Annotated in this window: 13 protein-coding genes; 10 read left to right on the top strand and 3 right to left on the bottom strand. The window is 72.1% G+C overall.

Translation table 11 applies throughout. The features are described 5' to 3' along the window. Positions 1-9 precede the first annotated feature (9 nt). Entirely contained in the window at positions 10-678 is a 669-nt protein-coding gene (locus DFP74_RS05185) for a response regulator transcription factor (protein WP_017570862.1), read from the bottom strand. 190 nt (positions 679-868) lie between these two features. Between DFP74_RS05185 and DFP74_RS05180 the strand changes: the two genes are divergently transcribed. Together DFP74_RS05180 and DFP74_RS33780 are read left to right on the top strand one after the other, a co-directional pair. Continuing rightward, on the top strand, positions 869-1,516 hold the full coding sequence (locus DFP74_RS05180) for a hypothetical protein (protein ID WP_147453821.1): 648 nt from the start codon (positions 869-871) through the stop codon (positions 1,514-1,516). Positions 1,517-1,632: 116 nt separating this feature from the next. Then, on the top strand, positions 1,633-2,031 hold the full coding sequence (locus DFP74_RS33780) for a hypothetical protein (RefSeq protein WP_199725484.1): 399 nt from the start codon (positions 1,633-1,635) through the stop codon (positions 2,029-2,031). 239 nt (positions 2,032-2,270) lie between these two features. Here the strand turns inward: DFP74_RS33780 and DFP74_RS05170 are convergent, their stop codons facing one another. Then, a complete protein-coding gene (locus tag DFP74_RS05170) occupies positions 2,271-4,394 on the bottom strand; it encodes a bifunctional UDP-sugar hydrolase/5'-nucleotidase (protein WP_121180660.1) in 2,124 nt (707 codons plus the stop codon). Positions 4,395-4,609: 215 nt separating this feature from the next. Here DFP74_RS05170 and DFP74_RS05165 point away from each other — a divergent pair, with 215 nt between their 5' ends. Further along, positions 4,610-5,143, top strand: coding sequence for a hypothetical protein (locus tag DFP74_RS05165; protein WP_121180659.1), 534 nt, complete (start codon positions 4,610-4,612; stop codon positions 5,141-5,143). Positions 5,144-5,150: 7 nt separating this feature from the next. Here DFP74_RS05165 and DFP74_RS05160 read toward each other — a convergent pair whose 3' ends face one another. Next, positions 5,151-6,182, bottom strand: coding sequence for a serine/threonine-protein kinase (locus DFP74_RS05160; RefSeq protein ID WP_121180658.1), 1,032 nt, complete (start codon positions 6,180-6,182; stop codon positions 5,151-5,153). Between the two features lie 209 nt (positions 6,183-6,391). On the opposite strand from DFP74_RS05160, the gene DFP74_RS05155 reads away from it, so the two are divergent. The 7 genes from DFP74_RS05155 (at position 6,392) to DFP74_RS05125 (ending at position 14,801) form a co-directional block, all read left to right on the top strand. Further along, entirely contained in the window at positions 6,392-7,576 is a 1,185-nt protein-coding gene (locus DFP74_RS05155; RefSeq protein ID WP_121180657.1) for a hypothetical protein, read from the top strand. Between the two features lie 80 nt (positions 7,577-7,656). Further along, positions 7,657-8,067: an MmcQ/YjbR family DNA-binding protein gene (locus DFP74_RS05150; protein WP_121180656.1), complete on the top strand. Its 411-nt coding sequence runs from the start codon at positions 7,657-7,659 to the stop codon at positions 8,065-8,067. Positions 8,068-8,135: 68 nt separating this feature from the next. After that, positions 8,136-10,388, top strand: a complete 2,253-nt coding sequence (locus tag DFP74_RS05145) for an ATP-dependent RecD-like DNA helicase (RefSeq protein ID WP_121180655.1) — start codon at positions 8,136-8,138, stop codon at positions 10,386-10,388. A gap of 269 nt (positions 10,389-10,657) precedes the next feature. Then, positions 10,658-11,098, top strand: coding sequence for a (deoxy)nucleoside triphosphate pyrophosphohydrolase (locus DFP74_RS05140; RefSeq protein WP_121188037.1), 441 nt, complete (start codon positions 10,658-10,660; stop codon positions 11,096-11,098). A gap of 108 nt (positions 11,099-11,206) precedes the next feature. Continuing rightward, positions 11,207-13,099, top strand: a complete 1,893-nt coding sequence (typA, locus tag DFP74_RS05135; protein ID WP_121180654.1) for a translational GTPase TypA — start codon at positions 11,207-11,209, stop codon at positions 13,097-13,099. Between the two features lie 114 nt (positions 13,100-13,213). After that, a complete protein-coding gene (locus DFP74_RS05130) occupies positions 13,214-13,879 on the top strand; it encodes a DUF6758 family protein (protein WP_121180653.1) in 666 nt (221 codons plus the stop codon). Between the two features lie 46 nt (positions 13,880-13,925). Then, complete coding sequence (locus DFP74_RS05125) at positions 13,926-14,801, top strand: PHP domain-containing protein (protein ID WP_121180652.1); 876 nt, start codon at positions 13,926-13,928, stop codon at positions 14,799-14,801. The last annotated feature ends 15 nt before the right edge of the window (positions 14,802-14,816 follow it).

The raw sequence follows: 14,816 nt of genomic DNA, 5'->3' as shown, positions 1-14,816 counted from the left end.
AAGGTCGAGTCAGTCCCGTTCGAAGCGGAATCCCACGCCACGAACGGTCGTGATGTACGAGGGCTGGTTGGCGTCGTCGCCGAGCTTGCGCCGCAGCCAGGAGATGTGCATGTCGAGAGTCTTCGTCGAACCCCACCAGTTGGTGTCCCACACCTCACGCATGATCTGTTCACGAGTGACCACCTTGCCCGCGTCGCGGACGAGCACGCGCAGGAGGTCGAACTCCTTCGTCGTGAGTTGGAGTTCCCGCTCGCCCAGCCACGCGCGTCGCGAGTCGTTGTCAATGCGTACCCCGTGCACGACCGGGACCTCCGCGCCGCCCCGGCGCAGCAGGGCCCGTACGCGAGCGAGGAGTTCGGCCAGGCGGAAGGGCTTGGTGACGTAGTCGTCGGCGCCCGCGTCGAGGCCGACGACGGTGTCGACCTCGTCGGCGCGGGCGGTCAGGATCAGGATCGGCGTTCCGTGACCCTCGGCTCGCAGCCGACGTGCCACCTCAAGCCCGTCCATTTCGGGCAGCCCGAGATCAAGGACCATGAGGTCGATGTCTCCCGCACGGGCACGGTCGAGTGTCTCAATGCCGTTGACGGTCACATCCACCGTATAGCCCTCGCGGCGGAGTGCGCGCGCGAGAGGCTCGGAGATCGAGACATCGTCTTCGGCCAGCAAAACGCAGGTCATGCTGTTGATCGTAGGTCCGGGGTCGCGCATTTCCCTATTATGCGCGCCGGAAGGCCCAAGGTTGGTCGAAAATACGCTAATCACATACCGGACATAAAGGTCAGTTGTCCACCATGGGGCCGTTCTTTGCACGCTCTTGGTGAAACTGGGAGGCTTGGGTCAGTCGGGCACCCGAGGCGAGGAGTCGCACGTGCATCCGTTCCCACCACCGCAACCGAGCCGCCATGGAACGGGGCTGCTCGTGGTCCTCACCGTCATCGCGATCCTGGGCGGCGCCGCCTTCCTGGGCGGGTCGCTGGCCCTGACGGAGGCGGCGGTCGGCCTCGTCGGCGCGGGGCCGGACGAGGGGGTCGCCGAGCGGCCCTCGGAGCGGGAGTCGCCGGACCCGCGGCCGTCCTCGTCCACCGCGGAGCCCACCCGGCCGCCGACCGCCGAGCCGACACCGGAACCGACCCCCGAACCGGACCCGTCGCCCTCCGGGCCCGCCGGCGCCATGACCGCCGCCGATCTGGTCGACGCGCTGCGCGAGGAGCACGCCATCGGCTCGCGGCTCGACACGACCGAGGAGTTCTGCGTCGAGTCGGAGGAGTCGGCCGAGCCCGACCCCTTCCTCTGTACCTCCGCCATGGACACCGACGCCGTGCGGATCGTCGCCTTCGAGAACGCGGGGATCGCCATGGCGGCGGCCCTGGCGATGCGGGACGCGCAGTCCGGGAGCGACGCCCAGGACACCCAGGACGCCTGCCACTTCGTGCTGGTGTGGTTCGAGCACCACGGCCTCGACCAGGGAGAGCGCGACGGCATGGCCGCCGACGCCAGGTCCGCGGCCGGCTGCTAGGGGCGGCTGCGGACCACGCCCTGTGTCGTAAAGTCACGATAAGATCGCTCTGTGTCACAATGGCGCTGTCGATACTGTTTGGCGGACTTGACCGTCCGGCGGCGTGAGGAGCGGCGATGGCCCACGGAGGCACCCTGCGGACGGTGACGGCGGCACTCGTGTGCGCCCTGGCCCTGGGCGCGGCGCCCTCCATGGCCGCCGCGCACACCGCCGACGTCCCCAAGGACGAGGCGAGCGAGGACTTCTCGCCGCGGCGGTACTACACCACCTGGCGGGACAGCCGCTCCTACTGGTCCCAGGACACCCGGTACGCCACCGGCGGCTGGCTCTGGGCCGGCCGCAACGCGTTCTTCTGTCAGATCGAGGGCGAGCCCCACTCCGACGGCCAGGGACGCATGAGCACCTGGTGGGTCCTCACCGACGACAGCGTCGGCAACCTGGACGTCTTCGTCAGCGCGACCTCGCTGCGCGTGGCCGAGCCCTGGAAACCGGTGGACGGGCTGCCCCGCTGCTAGGGCGTGTATGACGGACACTCACCCTGCTGCGCGACGCCCCAGCGGCACCCTCGCTGCGTTCTCATCAGTCAACAGCCACACCAGGATGCTTCCTTCTTCGGCCTTGCGAGGCCACCACTGGAACGCCGCTCGCGACGGGCGGCATCCGTCATACACGCCCTAGGCCGTGTTCTTTGCAGCATTCCGGACGCGCCGCGGGCCGGCCGCCCCTCGGGGCGACCGGCCCTTGGTGCGCCGTCCTACCGGCGCGGCACGATCTCGAACGCCGTCGGCCCTGCCAGCACGGCGCCCTCGCCGTCCAGCAGGTAGGCGGTGAACGCTCCGGTGCCCAGGCCCCGGGTGCCCACCGCGGTCCGGCCCTCGGCCTTGTGCGCCTTGGCCGTGGCGAGCGGCTCGCCGTCGCCGGGCGAGGTCCCCTCGGCGAACAGGGCCACCACGTTGCCCGAGTCCGGGGCGTCGGTCGTGTACCGGAAGTGCGCCGAGACGCCCTCGCGCACCGGCTCGCGGACCTGCTCCAGCGTGCCCGTCGCGGGCGTGCCCGGGTTCGTCGCCTCCTCGCCCACCACGATGCGGCCCGAGCCGCCCTCCGGGTACTCCGCGGCCGTCACCCGGCCCTGCAGCGTCGTCGTGAGGAAGCTCTCCAGCGCGCCCTGGTAGGTGGTGCCCACCACGGTGAAGGGAGCGCCGCGGAACGGGTACATGTCGCCGCCGCGCGCGGAGAAGTCGATCGTGGCGACCGAGACGGCGGGGCCGTCCACGACCTCGCCGCCCGCCACCAGCACGGTTCCGTCGTGCAGCACGACGTTGCGCACCCGCTCACCGGGGGTGAGGACCGTGCCCTCGGCGTCGACCTCCTGCGCGGTGCGCTCCGGGTCGTAGGCGAAGTTGACCCCGCCCACCTGCATGAAGCGCCCGTCGGCGGCCGGAGTGGCGGACACACCGTGCTCCAGCAGCTCCTTGATCTGTGTCCGGGGCAGGTCGGGGACCACCACGGCCTGGTTGGCGAAGGGCGCGATCGAGTAGGTGTCGAGCACGGTGAGGGGGCCGGCCGGGAGCACCGACCCGTTGCGGATGCCGCCGCCGTTCTGGATGCCGATCTGCGGCTCCGCGACGCCGTACTCCTGCGCCCGGCGCCGCCCCGTGTCCAGCAGCGCGTCGGCCATCAGACCGCCCAGGTTGGTCTCCTGCGTGCGCACGCCCGGGTCGCGGGTGCCGTCCAGACCCACCTCGCTCTGGGCGACCTCGGTCTCGGCCAGCGAGTCCACGTAGGCGGCGACCGGCTCGGTCACCTGGCCGCGCACGGTCGGGTGCTCGTCCACCGCGTCGTCGCCGGTGCCCGAGACGCGGACCGCGCCGGACCGGTCGGCGACCGAGACGAGCTCGCCCGCGTCGTCGAAGTTGACGACCAGGCGGCCCACGTACTCGTAGTCGGATCCGGCGGTGACGATCGGCAGGTCGCCGCCCTCGGCGTCGCTCACCACCAGCGGGTAGTGCAGCGGCTCGCCCGTGGTGGGGTTCGCGGTGATCTCGTCACCGGGGACGAGGGCGTCGTCGGGGGCCGCCATGACCTCGTGCCCGCCGCCCGCGACGATGACGTCCACCCCGGACAGCTCCCCGGCGACCCGCTGCTCGAACCCGATGCCCTGCAGGTGGGAGATCAGCACGATCTTGTCCACCCCGTCGGCGGTGAGGCGGTCGACCTCGGCCTGGACCGGGCCCACGACCTCGTCCACCACCACGTCGCGGGGGCTGGAGATGCTGGCCAGGTCCGGGTAGAGGGCGCCGACGACGCCGACCCGCTCGCCGCCGGTCTCCACCACCGTGCTGGGCGCGATCCGCCCGGCGTCGGCCAGCGCGGCCAGTTCGGGCTCGCCGGACACGTCCACGTTGGCCGCGACCACCGGGGTGTCCTCGGACAGCTCACCGACGAAGCGCGCGTAGAAGTCCGGGCCGAAGTCGAACTCGTGGTTGCCCATGGACACCGCGTCGTAGCCGACCTCGTTGGCGACGATCGCGTCGTAGAAGGGCGCGCCCTCCTCCAGCGAGGCGGCCAGCTCCGGACCGGGCAGGTACATGTCGCCCGAGTTGACCGACACCACGCCGCGGTCGACCGCCTCGCCGGCCCCGCCTTCCACGGTCTCCGACGCGCGCAGCCGCTGGAACAGGGTGGTGTAGCGGGCGGCGCCGCCGAAGTCGGCGTCGGCCGAGGCGTGCAGCAGCTGCGACTCGGGGTCGTTGCCGTGCAGGACCGTCAGGGTGAAGGCGGGTTCCTCCGCCGTGTCCGCCGTGGCGGACACCGCGGACGAGGCCACCAGGGCACCCGTCAGCAGCAGCGCGCCCGAGGCGCGTACGAGTCTGGACATGCGGTGAGACTCCTTCGTCCGGGGGAATGGGGGAGTGGGAGGTCGGGGGCACGTGGTACGAAAGGATTCACCATAGACGCGGGCCGGTGAGGCGGCACCGGCGCCCCGGTGACGTTTTGGACAATCCGGGGTAGGTCCCGGGCGCGTCCGCTCCGGGCGACCGCCTCCGCCTACCATGGGACCGCACTCCCGATCGACGCCTCGGAAGGACTCTCGTGTCTCCCTCTGGACCGCAGGACCCGCACGGGGCCGGACACGGGCTCTTCGGCTTCGGAGCCCACTTCGACGCCCTGAGCCCCCACGCGCCGCTGCCGCGCAAGGTCGCGATCGTGCGCATGCTGATGTTCATCGGTGGAGCCTGTGGGATCGGCCTGTCCCTGCTGTTCGTCATGGGGCTGAGCGTCTCGCCCGAGGAGATGGGCGAGGTGCTCCGACAGCAGTCCGAACTGGCCGCCGAGGAGAACGTCGAGCTGGCCGTCACCCCCGAGGTGATGCGCTCGATGATGGGCACCCTCGCGGTGATCACCGGCGTCTACGGTCTGCTGTCCACGTTTTTGGCGAGCCGCATCCGCCACCGCACGCTCGGTGCGTACTGGGGGGTCGTGCTCTTCCAGGGAGCGGCCGCCGCTCTGCTCACGTGGAACATGGTCACCGGCGACATCCTGGCCGCCGTCCCGCTCGGCTTCGCGGTGTACATGATCGTCGCGATGTTCTCCCGCGAGGGACGCGCGTACTACGGGCTGTACTGAGCCGCCCTCACCGGGGCGGGCGCGGAGGCCGGACCGCCACCGACGTCCACCGTCGGTCCAGCAGCCCGCGCACGGTGAGCGTCTCCGGGGCCGGTACGGGTGCGCGCACGCCGCCCTCGGGCCCCTCCAGGGCCAGGGTGGCGCGCAGCAGCTCCCGCGCGTCCGGGCGGTCGTCGGGATCCTTGGCCATCGCCGCCACCACCAGCTCGTGCAGGCCCTTGGGCAGGTGCTGGAGGTCGGGCTCCTCGAACATGACCCGCCGGGCCATCTCCTTGTGGTCGGCGCGGCCGAAGGGGTCGTGCGCGACGGACGCGAACGCCACGGCCGCGCCCCACAGGAAGACGTCGGCCTTCTGGGTCGTGGGCTGGCGGTGGTACTGCTCGGGGCTCATCCAGCCGGGCGTGCCCAGCCGGTCGCGCCGATCACTGAGCCGCTCGTCGGAGAGCGTGTCCGGCGAGGGGAGCCGCAGGTCGCGGTAGGCCCGGCGCATCTTGCGCAGCCGGATCCACTTGGTGGGGTCGGGGTCCTCCACGGGGTGCGCGATCCCGAAGTCCAGCAGTTTGGGACCCGTGGCCGAGAGCACGATGTTGCTGGGCTTGAGGTCGCGGTGGACCACCCCGGCGTCGTGGATCGCGCGCAGCGCCTCGGCGGTGCCCGCGGCCAGCCCGAGGAGCATCCCCCCGCGCAGCCGGCCGAAGCGCTCCACGTGGTGGCGCAGCGTCGGGCCGGGCACGTACTCGGTGATCATCCAGGGGCGCTCGGCCTCCACGTCGGCGCGCACGAAGCGGGCCACCGAGGGGCTGTTGACCTTGGCGAGCAGGCGGGCCTCGTGCGCGAACCGCTCGCGGAAGCGGCGGTCGCCGGCCTGCGCGGCGTGTACCACCTTCACCGCGAGGTAGCCGTGCACCCCGGGGGAGTCGGCCGCGTACACGGTGCCCATCCCCCCGGAGCCGACGCGGCCCACGATCGTGTGCCCGCCGACCTCGGCGGGATCGCCCGGCTCCAGTGGCTTGAGCCGGCGGACACCGCGTGCCTTCATGGGGGCTCCCGGGGGACGTCTGGGGCGGGTGAGGGCTGGCAGGAGTCTACCCAGCGACCGGCGCCCCCGTCCCGCCCGCGACCGACGTGGCGACGGGCGTGCTGTCGGCCCCTGTGCGGAACGGGAGTCCCGCCCCAGGCGTCGAATCGGTGTCCGGGTGGTAGACATGCACCGAGAGCACCAGGGCTCCGTGGGCCGGGAGGGAGACCATGGAACTGCCCCTCGCCGACGGCAGCACGGTCCGCGTGACCACCGACATGGCCAGGGCGATGCGCGAGGCGGTGTTCGTGCCCGGCTACCACGGCCTGGTGCGCCTGCGCCGGCACACGCCCCACCAGGTGTACCGCGATCTCGTGGAGCAGGGTCTGGTCACCATGGACCCCCGGATCCGGGTCGCGGTCCTGACCGCCCGCGGAGTCGGGGTCCGTGAGCTGCTGGCCAGCGCGCCCGCCGCCGCTCTCGGCGGCGGCGACGAGGAGTCCACGGACGCCGGAGCGCCCACGCGGATCACCGTCGACCCGGAAGTGGGCGCCGAGCACGCCGGACGGCTCCACGACGCCGTGCGCCGCGGCCACCACCGCGACCCGCCGCCCCCGCCCCCGTGGCGGCCGCAGCCGCGACCGCGCGACCGTGCGCGGGCCCGGACCGTGGGCACGTGGCTCGTCGGCGGCGGCTTGCTCGGGAGTCTGGGAATCCTGGCCATGTCGTTCCTCCTGGGCAGTATGGGCCTGGTGATGTTCGGGTTCGTCATGATGGTCCTGTTGGGCGTCGGCGGCGCCGCGGCCATGATGGGCTCGCTCATGTCGTTGGACGACACGCGCGCCCTGCCGACCGCGCACGACGGCCACAGGGCCGGATACGCGCTCGCGCAGGACCTGGGCGACCGGTTCGTCGATCCCGACCTGCTCGACGCCCCCGCGCGGGCGCTGCTGGGCCGCGCGCAGCGAGCGGTGGACTCGGTCCTGGCCTCGTCCCTGCACGACCAGGGCCTGCTGCTGGACACGGTCCGCAACCGGGTCGTGCTGGCCGACGTGGAGTGGTCGATCGCGGAGCGGTTGCGCGAGCACACCAGGACGCGGCGCACGATCGAGGGCATCGCGACACCGGGCGAGCACAGCCGCCGGGCCGCCGAGCGCGCCCGCGAGGTGCTCGACGAGGACGTGGCCAGGGTGACCGACCGGGTGCACGTCCTGGAGGACTACGCGGGCAAGGTGAGCACCGCGGAGCTGTCCGCCTACGACCGCCGGGCCGCCGCCCGTCTGGACGCCCTCACCCTGGAGGCCGGGGCGGACCACCGCCAGCACGACGAGGCGCTGACGTCGTTGGTCGAGGCACAGCAGCTCGCCCTGCGCGTCGCCGAGCTGAGCGAGGACGCCCTGGAGGGCGGGAGCTGAGCGCGCCGTCCACAGGCGCCGCCGGACCGATACCGATCGTCGTCGGCCTCTGGCAGTCTCAAGGGTGAGAGGAGGCCCCCATGACACCGGAACAGTTCATCGACGCGGCCCTGTGGTTCCCCGAGGCCGGGGAGAGCGAGCCCTTCGGCCCCGGCCCGCTGGTCTACAAGGTGGCCGGGCAGAAGCTGTTCGCGCTGCTCCTGGGCGGAGGCGATGACGGCCCCGCCACGGTCAACCTCAAGTGCGACCCCGAGCTGGCCCTGGAACTGCGCGCCCAGTTCCCGGCCGTCACCCCCGGTTACCACATGAACAAGCGGCACTGGAACTCCGTGCTGCTCGACGGCACGGTGCCCGACGACGAGGTGTTGGAGATGCTCAGACACTCCTACGTCCTGGTGGCCCGCAGCCTGCGCAGGGCCGACCGCGACCGCGTGCTCGCCGTCCTGGGTGAGGACTCGCCCGAGCTCGGAACGGCGCCCGCGCGGGCCTGAGGCCGGCGCGGAGGGCGCCCCGAGGCGGGGAGCCCGGCACACGGCCGCGCGGCAGGAAGGGAGGACCCGTGACCGGAGGCGTCACCAAGGCCGCCGTCGTCCAGGGCGTCCTGGAACGGATCACCTACGCCAACGAGGACACCGGCTACACCGTGGCCAAGGTCGACACCGGGCGGGGCGCCGACGACCTGCTCACCGTGGTCGGCGCCCTGGCCGGGGTCCAGCCCGGCGAGGCGCTGCGGATGCGCGGACGGTGGGGCTCCCACCCGCAGTACGGCCGCCAGTTCCAGGTGGACGACTACACCACCGTCCTGCCCGCCACCGTCCAGGGCATCCGCCGCTACCTCGGCTCCGGCCTCATCAAGGGCATCGGACCCAAGATGGCCGAACGCATCGTCGACCACTTCGGCACCGACGCCCTGGACGTCATCGAGGACGCCCCCGACCGGCTCATCGAGGTCCCGGGACTGGGCCCCAAGCGCACCCGGCTGATCGCCGACGCCTGGGAGGAGCAGAAGGCGATCAAGGAGGTCATGGTCTTTCTCCAGGGGGTCGAGGTCACCACCTCCCTGGCCGTGCGCATCTACAAGAAGTACGGCGACGCGTCCATCAACGTCGTGCAGAAGGAGCCCTACCGCCTGGCCTCGGACGTGTGGGGGATCGGCTTCAAGACCGCCGACACCATCGCCCGGGCCGTGGGCATCCCGCACGACAGTCCGCAGCGGGTCATGGCGGGGATCCAGTTCACCCTCTCGGAGTCCACCGGCGACGGCCACTGCTACCTGCCCGAGGAGCGCCTCATCTCCGCCGCGGTGAAGATCCTCGGAGTGGAGGCGGGGCTGGTCATCGAGTGCGTGGCCGAGCTCGTGGCCGCCGAGGGCGTGGTCCGTGAGACCGTCCCCGGCCCCGAGGGGGAGCCGGTGCGCGCGGTGTACCTGCTGCCCTTCCACCGTGCCGAGATCGGCCTGGCCGCGGGCCTGCGCACTCTGCTGAACGCGCCCCTGGACCGGCTCCCCGCCTTCGCCGGGGTCGACTGGGACGTGGCCCTGGAGTGGCTGCGCGGCCGCACCCGCGCCGACCTCGCCGAGGCCCAGCGCGAGGCGGTGCGCACGGCGCTCACCCGCCGGGTGTGCGTCCTCACCGGCGGGCCGGGCTGCGGCAAGTCGTTCACGGTCGCCTCCATCGTCACCCTGGCCCGCGCCAAGCACGCCAAGGTCGTCCTGGCCGCGCCCACGGGCCGGGCGGCCAAGCGGCTCACCGAGCTGACCGGCGTCGACGCCCTCACCGTGCACCGCCTGTTGGAGCTGCGTCCGGGAGGAGAGGCCGCCTTCGACCGCGACCATCCGCTCGACTGCGACCTGTTGGTGGTCGACGAGGCGTCGATGCTCGACCTCGTCCTGGCCAACAAGCTGGTCAAGGCCGTGCCGCCGGGCGCGCACCTGTTGTTCGTCGGCGACGTCGACCAGCTGCCCTCGGTGGGCGCCGGCCAGGTGCTGCGGGACCTGCTCGACGACGGATCGCCGGTGCCCAACGTCCGGCTGACCCACGTCTTCCGCCAGGCCCAGCAGTCGGGCGTGGTCAGCAACGCCCACCGGGTCAACACCGGCGAGCCGCCCCTCGTCCAGGGGCTGGACGACTTCTTCCTCTTCTCCTGCGAGGACGCCGAGAGCGCGGCCGAGGCCACCGTCGACGTGGTCGCGCGCCGTATCCCGCGCCGGTTCGGCCTCGACCCGCGCCGGGACGTCCAGGTGCTGACTCCGATGAAGGGCGGCCCGGCCGGCGCCGCCGGGCTCAACACGGCCCTGCAGGCCGCCGTGACGCCCCCCGCCGAGGGCCTCCCGGAGAAGCGGTTCGGCGGTCGGGTGTTCCGCGTGGGCGACAAGGTCACGCAGATCAGAAACAACTATGACAAAGGGCGGAACGGGGTGTTCAACGGGACCATGGGTGTGGTGACCGGTATCGACACCATCGCGCAGGAGGTCGCCGTGCGCACCGACGAGGACGAGGACGTCTCCTACGACTTCGCCGAACTCGACGAACTGACCCACGCCTACGCCATCACCGTGCACCGTTCCCAGGGCAGCGAGTACCCGGCGGTGGTCATCCCCGTCACCACCAGCGCCTGGATGATGCTCCAGCGCAACCTGCTCTACACCGCCATCACCAGGGCGAAGAGACTCGTGGTCCTGGTGGGCTCGCGCCGCGCGATCGCCCAGGCGGTCCGCAACGCCTCCTCCGGCCGCCGGTACACCGCCCTGGCGCACCGGCTGCGCACGGCGGCCGCGGGAGAAGGAACGGGAGCCCTCGGCCCCGCCTCGTGAAAATTCGCCGAACCTTTGCCGATCCCGCCCCACGGCCGTTCCGGGATGCATAGGCTCGGCGTCGTTCGCCGAATCCCGCAGGCGCACGGCCACAGCCGTTCCCGGAAGCCGCGCTCTTTCCACTCCCCCCGGAGAGCCGCGGCACCCCGGCCCGGTCCGCGCGGGCCGGGCCGGGACTCATCCGGAGCCGCGGCGAGGATGCCGCTGGGGCGTCGAGGTCCGTCCGGCGGCAGGCGGGCCCGGCCGGAGGACCCCCTAGTGTGGGCCCCGTGCACCAGACACTCATCGTGGCGGCGGCGGCCATCATCCGGGACGGCCGTGTCCTGGCCGCCCAGCGCGCCGAACCGTCCGCCCTGCGCGGCCGCTGGGAGTTCCCCGGCGGCAAGGTCGACCCCGGGGAGTCGGTCCCCGACGCGGTCGCCCGCGAGTGCCATGAGGAGCTGGGCGTACGCGTACGCCCCCTGCACCAGGTCGGGTCCGACGCGGCCTTCCCGGCGCCCGACGCCGGACGGACGCGTCCCGCCGTGCTCCGGCTGTGGCGGGCCGATCTGGTCGAGGGCGAGCCACGGCCGCTGGAACACCTGTCCCTGCGCTGGCTCTCGGCGGCCGAGCTGCCCGACCTGGACTGGCTGCCCGCGGACGTGCCGTTCCTGGACCCGTTGGCGGCCCTTCTGACCGCGGGAGAACGGGCGCCGTTCCCCCTCTCGTGACGGGGGCGACCTGTACGTTTCCACCCTAGACCACATTGACCGCATAAACTGGTGATGGGCCGTGGCACTCTGCGGTCTCTACCCAGTACCAGGAGATCGAGCTTTCCCATGTCCAGCGCTACGCCCGTCGAGGGCTCCGCACGCCGCAGCGACCTCCGTAACGTCGCCATCGTGGCCCATGTGGACCACGGCAAGACGACCCTCGTTGACGCCATGCTCTGGCAGTCCGGAGTGTTCCGGGAGAACCAGGACGTCGACGACCGTGTCATGGACTCCAACGACTTGGAGCGCGAGAAGGGCATCACCATTCTCGCGAAGAACACGGCCGTCCACTACACGACGCCCGAGGGCGAAGACGTCGTCATCAACATCATCGACACCCCCGGCCACGCCGACTTCGGTGGCGAGGTCGAGCGCGGCCTGTCGATGGTCGACGGTGTCGTCCTGCTCGTCGACGCGAGTGAGGGCCCGCTCCCGCAGACCCGCTTCGTGCTCCGCAAGGCCCTGGCCGCCAAGCTTCCCGTCATCCTCGTCATCAACAAGGTGGACCGGCCCGACAGCCGGATCGCCGAGGTCGTGGACGACACCTACGAACTGTTCATGGACCTGGACGCGGACGAGTCGCAGATCGAGTTCCCGATCGTCTACACCTGCGCCCGCGACGGCAAGGCCTCCCTGGAGCGCCCCGCCAACGGCACGGTGCCCGAGAACGACAACCTCGTGCCGCTGTTCTCCACCATCCTGAACACCATCCCGTCCCCGGAGTACGTCCCGGGCGGGTCCCTGCAGGCCCACGTCACCAACCTGGACGCCTCGCCCTTCCTGGGCCGCCTGGCGCTGGTGCGCGTCCAGCAGGGTGAGCTGCGCAAGGGCCAGCACGTCGCGTGGATCCGGACCGACGGCACCCTCCAGCAGGTCAAGATCACCGAGCTGCTCATGACCGACGGTCTGGAGCGCAAGCCCGCCGAGATGGCCGGCCCCGGTGACATCGCGGCCATCGCCGGCATCCCCGACATCATGATCGGTGAGACGCTGGCCGACCCGGAGAACCCGGTGGCGCTGCCGCTGATCAAGGTCGACGAGCCCGCGATCTCCATGACCATCGGTACCAACACCTCGCCGCTGGTCGGCAAGGTCAAGGGCGCCAAGGTCACCGCGCGCCTGGTCAAGGACCGCCTGGAGAAGGAGCTCGTCGGCAACGTCTCGCTGCGCGTGCTGCCCACAGAGCGTCCCGACACCTGGGAGGTCCAGGGCCGCGGCGAGCTGGCGCTGGCCATCCTGGTCGAGCAGATGCGCCGCGAGGGCTACGAGCTCACCGTCGGCAAGCCGCAGGTGGTCACCCGCCAGGTCGACGGCAAGGTGCACGAGCCGGTCGAGCGTCTCACGGTGGACGCCCCCGAGGAGTACATGGGTGCCATCACCCAGCTGCTCAGCGTCCGCAAGGGCCGCATGGAGAACATGGTCAACCACGGCACCGGTTGGGTGCGCATGGACTGGCTGGTCCCCTCCCGCGGCCTCATCGGCTTCCGCACCGAGTTCCTCACGGAGACCCGCGGAACCGGTATCGCCCACCACGTCTTCGAGAAGTTCGAGCCGTGGTTCGGCGAGCTGCGCACCCGCCCCAACGGCTCCCTGGTGGCCGACCGCGCCGGTGTCGCGGTCCCCTTCGCGATGTTCAACCTCCAGGAGCGCGGCACGCTGTTCGTCGAGCCCACCACCGAGGTGTACGAGGGCATGATCGTCGGCGAGAACTCGCGCGCCGACGACATGGACGTCAACATCACCAAGGAGAAGAAGCTCACCAACATGCGCTCGGCCACCGGCGACGAGCTCGTCCGCCTGGTGCCGCCGCGCAGGCTCTCCCTGGAGCAGGCCCTGGAGTTCTGCCGCGAGGACGAGTGCGTCGAGGTCACCCCGGAGAACGTCCGCATCCGCAAGGTGGTCCTGGACCAGAAGGAGCGCGGCCGGATGACGGCCAACAAGAAGCGCCAGCAGCAGTAGTCCCGCGGTGGCCCCAGGGCCGCCGCGCAGTGCTCGCCGCTCGTGGGCGGGTCGCCTCCGCGACCCGCCCACGAGGCGTTTCCGGCCAGGTCAGCCGGGTAGACCGCTAGGAGCATGAAGACCGAACCCTCGTGTCCACGATGCGGGCGCACGGTCCAGCCTCCGGGGCTGTGGACCAGCGCCTGGGAGTGCGCCGTTCATGGGCGGGTGGCACCTCTTCAGGAGGTCCGCGCCCCCGGCAAGGCCGCACTCGAAGCGCTCCTGCCCCAGGCGCGGGTCCCGGTGTGGATCCCGTGGCCGCTGCCCACCGGGTGGGTGGTGACCGGCTTCGCCGAGGCCGGTGACGAACGCTCCGGTGCGGTGGCCACCGTCGTCGCCCTGTCCGGACCGGGCCCCCTGGGGGGTATCGGCGAGGCCGCCATCGTCGCCGAGGACCCCGGAGTGGGGCTCGGCGCGCGGCTGGCCGGGCTGGAGGGCCCCGACCCCGGAGACGGCTTCGACGAGGGCCCGCCCAGCGCCAAGGTCCGCTTCGACGGTCACGAGATCGCCCTGTGGAACCTGGACATGGGCCGCGACCGCGCGGTCTACACGGGTGAGGCGCTCGCCCACTGGCTCTGGCTGGTGTTCGCCTCCGCCGACACCGGGCTGCTCATGTGCGAGATCAACGCCCTGCGGGACCTGCGCGACATCAAGGACGGGGGAGTGGGTCTGGAACCGCCGTTCGGCGCGATCAGCCCCTTTCTGACCGACCGCCTCGCACCGTGTCCCGACGAGGAATGACCGGCGGTACGGCACCCGCGCGCCGGGACTTACGTACAATCGCCCGGTGAAACGTATCGACCTGCACTCCCACAGTTCCGTCTCGGACGGGACCGACGCCCCCGCCGACGTCGTCGGCCACGCGGTCGCGGCGGGCCTGGACGTCCTCGCCCTGACCGACCACGACACCGTCGGCGGGATCGCGGAGGCCGCCGCCCACCTGCCCCCCGGTTTCACCTTCGTGCCCGGCATGGAGCTCTCCTGCGCCCACGCCGGCTCCAGCGTCCACCTGGTGTCCTACCTCTTCGACCCCGAGCACCCCGGACTGTCCGGCGAACTGACCCGGATCCGCGCCGACCGGGCCTCGCGGGCCCGGGAGATGGTGGACAAGCTCCGAGCACTCGGGGTGGAGGTGACCTGGGAGCGGGTGCTGCAGATCGCGGGCGCCGGCCATGAGGAGTACGCCGACGCCAACACGATCGGCCGCCCCCACCTGGCCCGCGCCGTGGTCGAGGCGGGCGCGGCCAAGGACGTGCAGGACGCGTTCGACCGGTGGATCGGCTCCGGCGGTCCCGCCTACGCCGCGCGCTACGCGCTCGACCCGGTCCGTGCGGTGGAGCTGGTGCGCGCCGCGGGCGGGGTCTGCTCCCTGGCCCACCCGGCGCGCGCGGAGGGCTCCCTCAACGGCGCCGTACCGGTCGAGCTGGTCGAGCGGATGGCCGCGGCGGGGCTCGGCGGCATCGAGGCCGACCACCCCTCCCACAACCGCGCCCAGGCCAAGGAGTGGCGGGGCGTGGCCGAGGACCTCGGGGTGGTGGTCACCGGATCCAGCGACGACCACGGGAGCCTGACCGGGCGCCGGCTCGGCTGCCGGACCACGGCGGTGGAGGCCTTCGAGGCGCTGACCGCACCGGCCACCGGGGCCGCGCTCCTGCACGGTTGAGGCGGTGCTCCGGCC

Source organism: Nocardiopsis sp. Huas11 (assembly GCF_003634495.1).
GTDB lineage: Bacteria > Actinomycetota > Actinomycetes > Streptosporangiales > Streptosporangiaceae > Nocardiopsis.
Note: the sequence above shows the minus strand (reverse complement) of the source record. Positions and strands in the feature narration are given on the sequence as shown.

Excerpts from the sequence above, each read along its gene's own strand:
- DFP74_RS05185 (WP_017570862.1), bottom strand. The coding sequence starts at position 678 with ATGACCTGCGTTTTGCTGGCCGAAGACGATGTCTCGATCTCCGAGCCT.
- DFP74_RS33780 (WP_199725484.1), top strand. The coding sequence starts at position 1,633 with ATGGCCCACGGAGGCACCCTGCGGACGGTGACGGCGGCACTCGTGTGC.
- DFP74_RS05170 (WP_121180660.1), bottom strand. The coding sequence starts at position 4,394 with ATGTCCAGACTCGTACGCGCCTCGGGCGCGCTGCTGCTGACGGGTGCC.
- DFP74_RS05160 (WP_121180658.1), bottom strand. The coding sequence starts at position 6,182 with ATGAAGGCACGCGGTGTCCGCCGGCTCAAGCCACTGGAGCCGGGCGAT.
- DFP74_RS05155 (WP_121180657.1), top strand. The coding sequence starts at position 6,392 with ATGGAACTGCCCCTCGCCGACGGCAGCACGGTCCGCGTGACCACCGAC.
- DFP74_RS05150 (WP_121180656.1), top strand. The coding sequence starts at position 7,657 with ATGACACCGGAACAGTTCATCGACGCGGCCCTGTGGTTCCCCGAGGCC.
- typA (WP_121180654.1), top strand. The coding sequence starts at position 11,207 with ATGTCCAGCGCTACGCCCGTCGAGGGCTCCGCACGCCGCAGCGACCTC.
- DFP74_RS05130 (WP_121180653.1), top strand. The coding sequence starts at position 13,214 with ATGAAGACCGAACCCTCGTGTCCACGATGCGGGCGCACGGTCCAGCCT.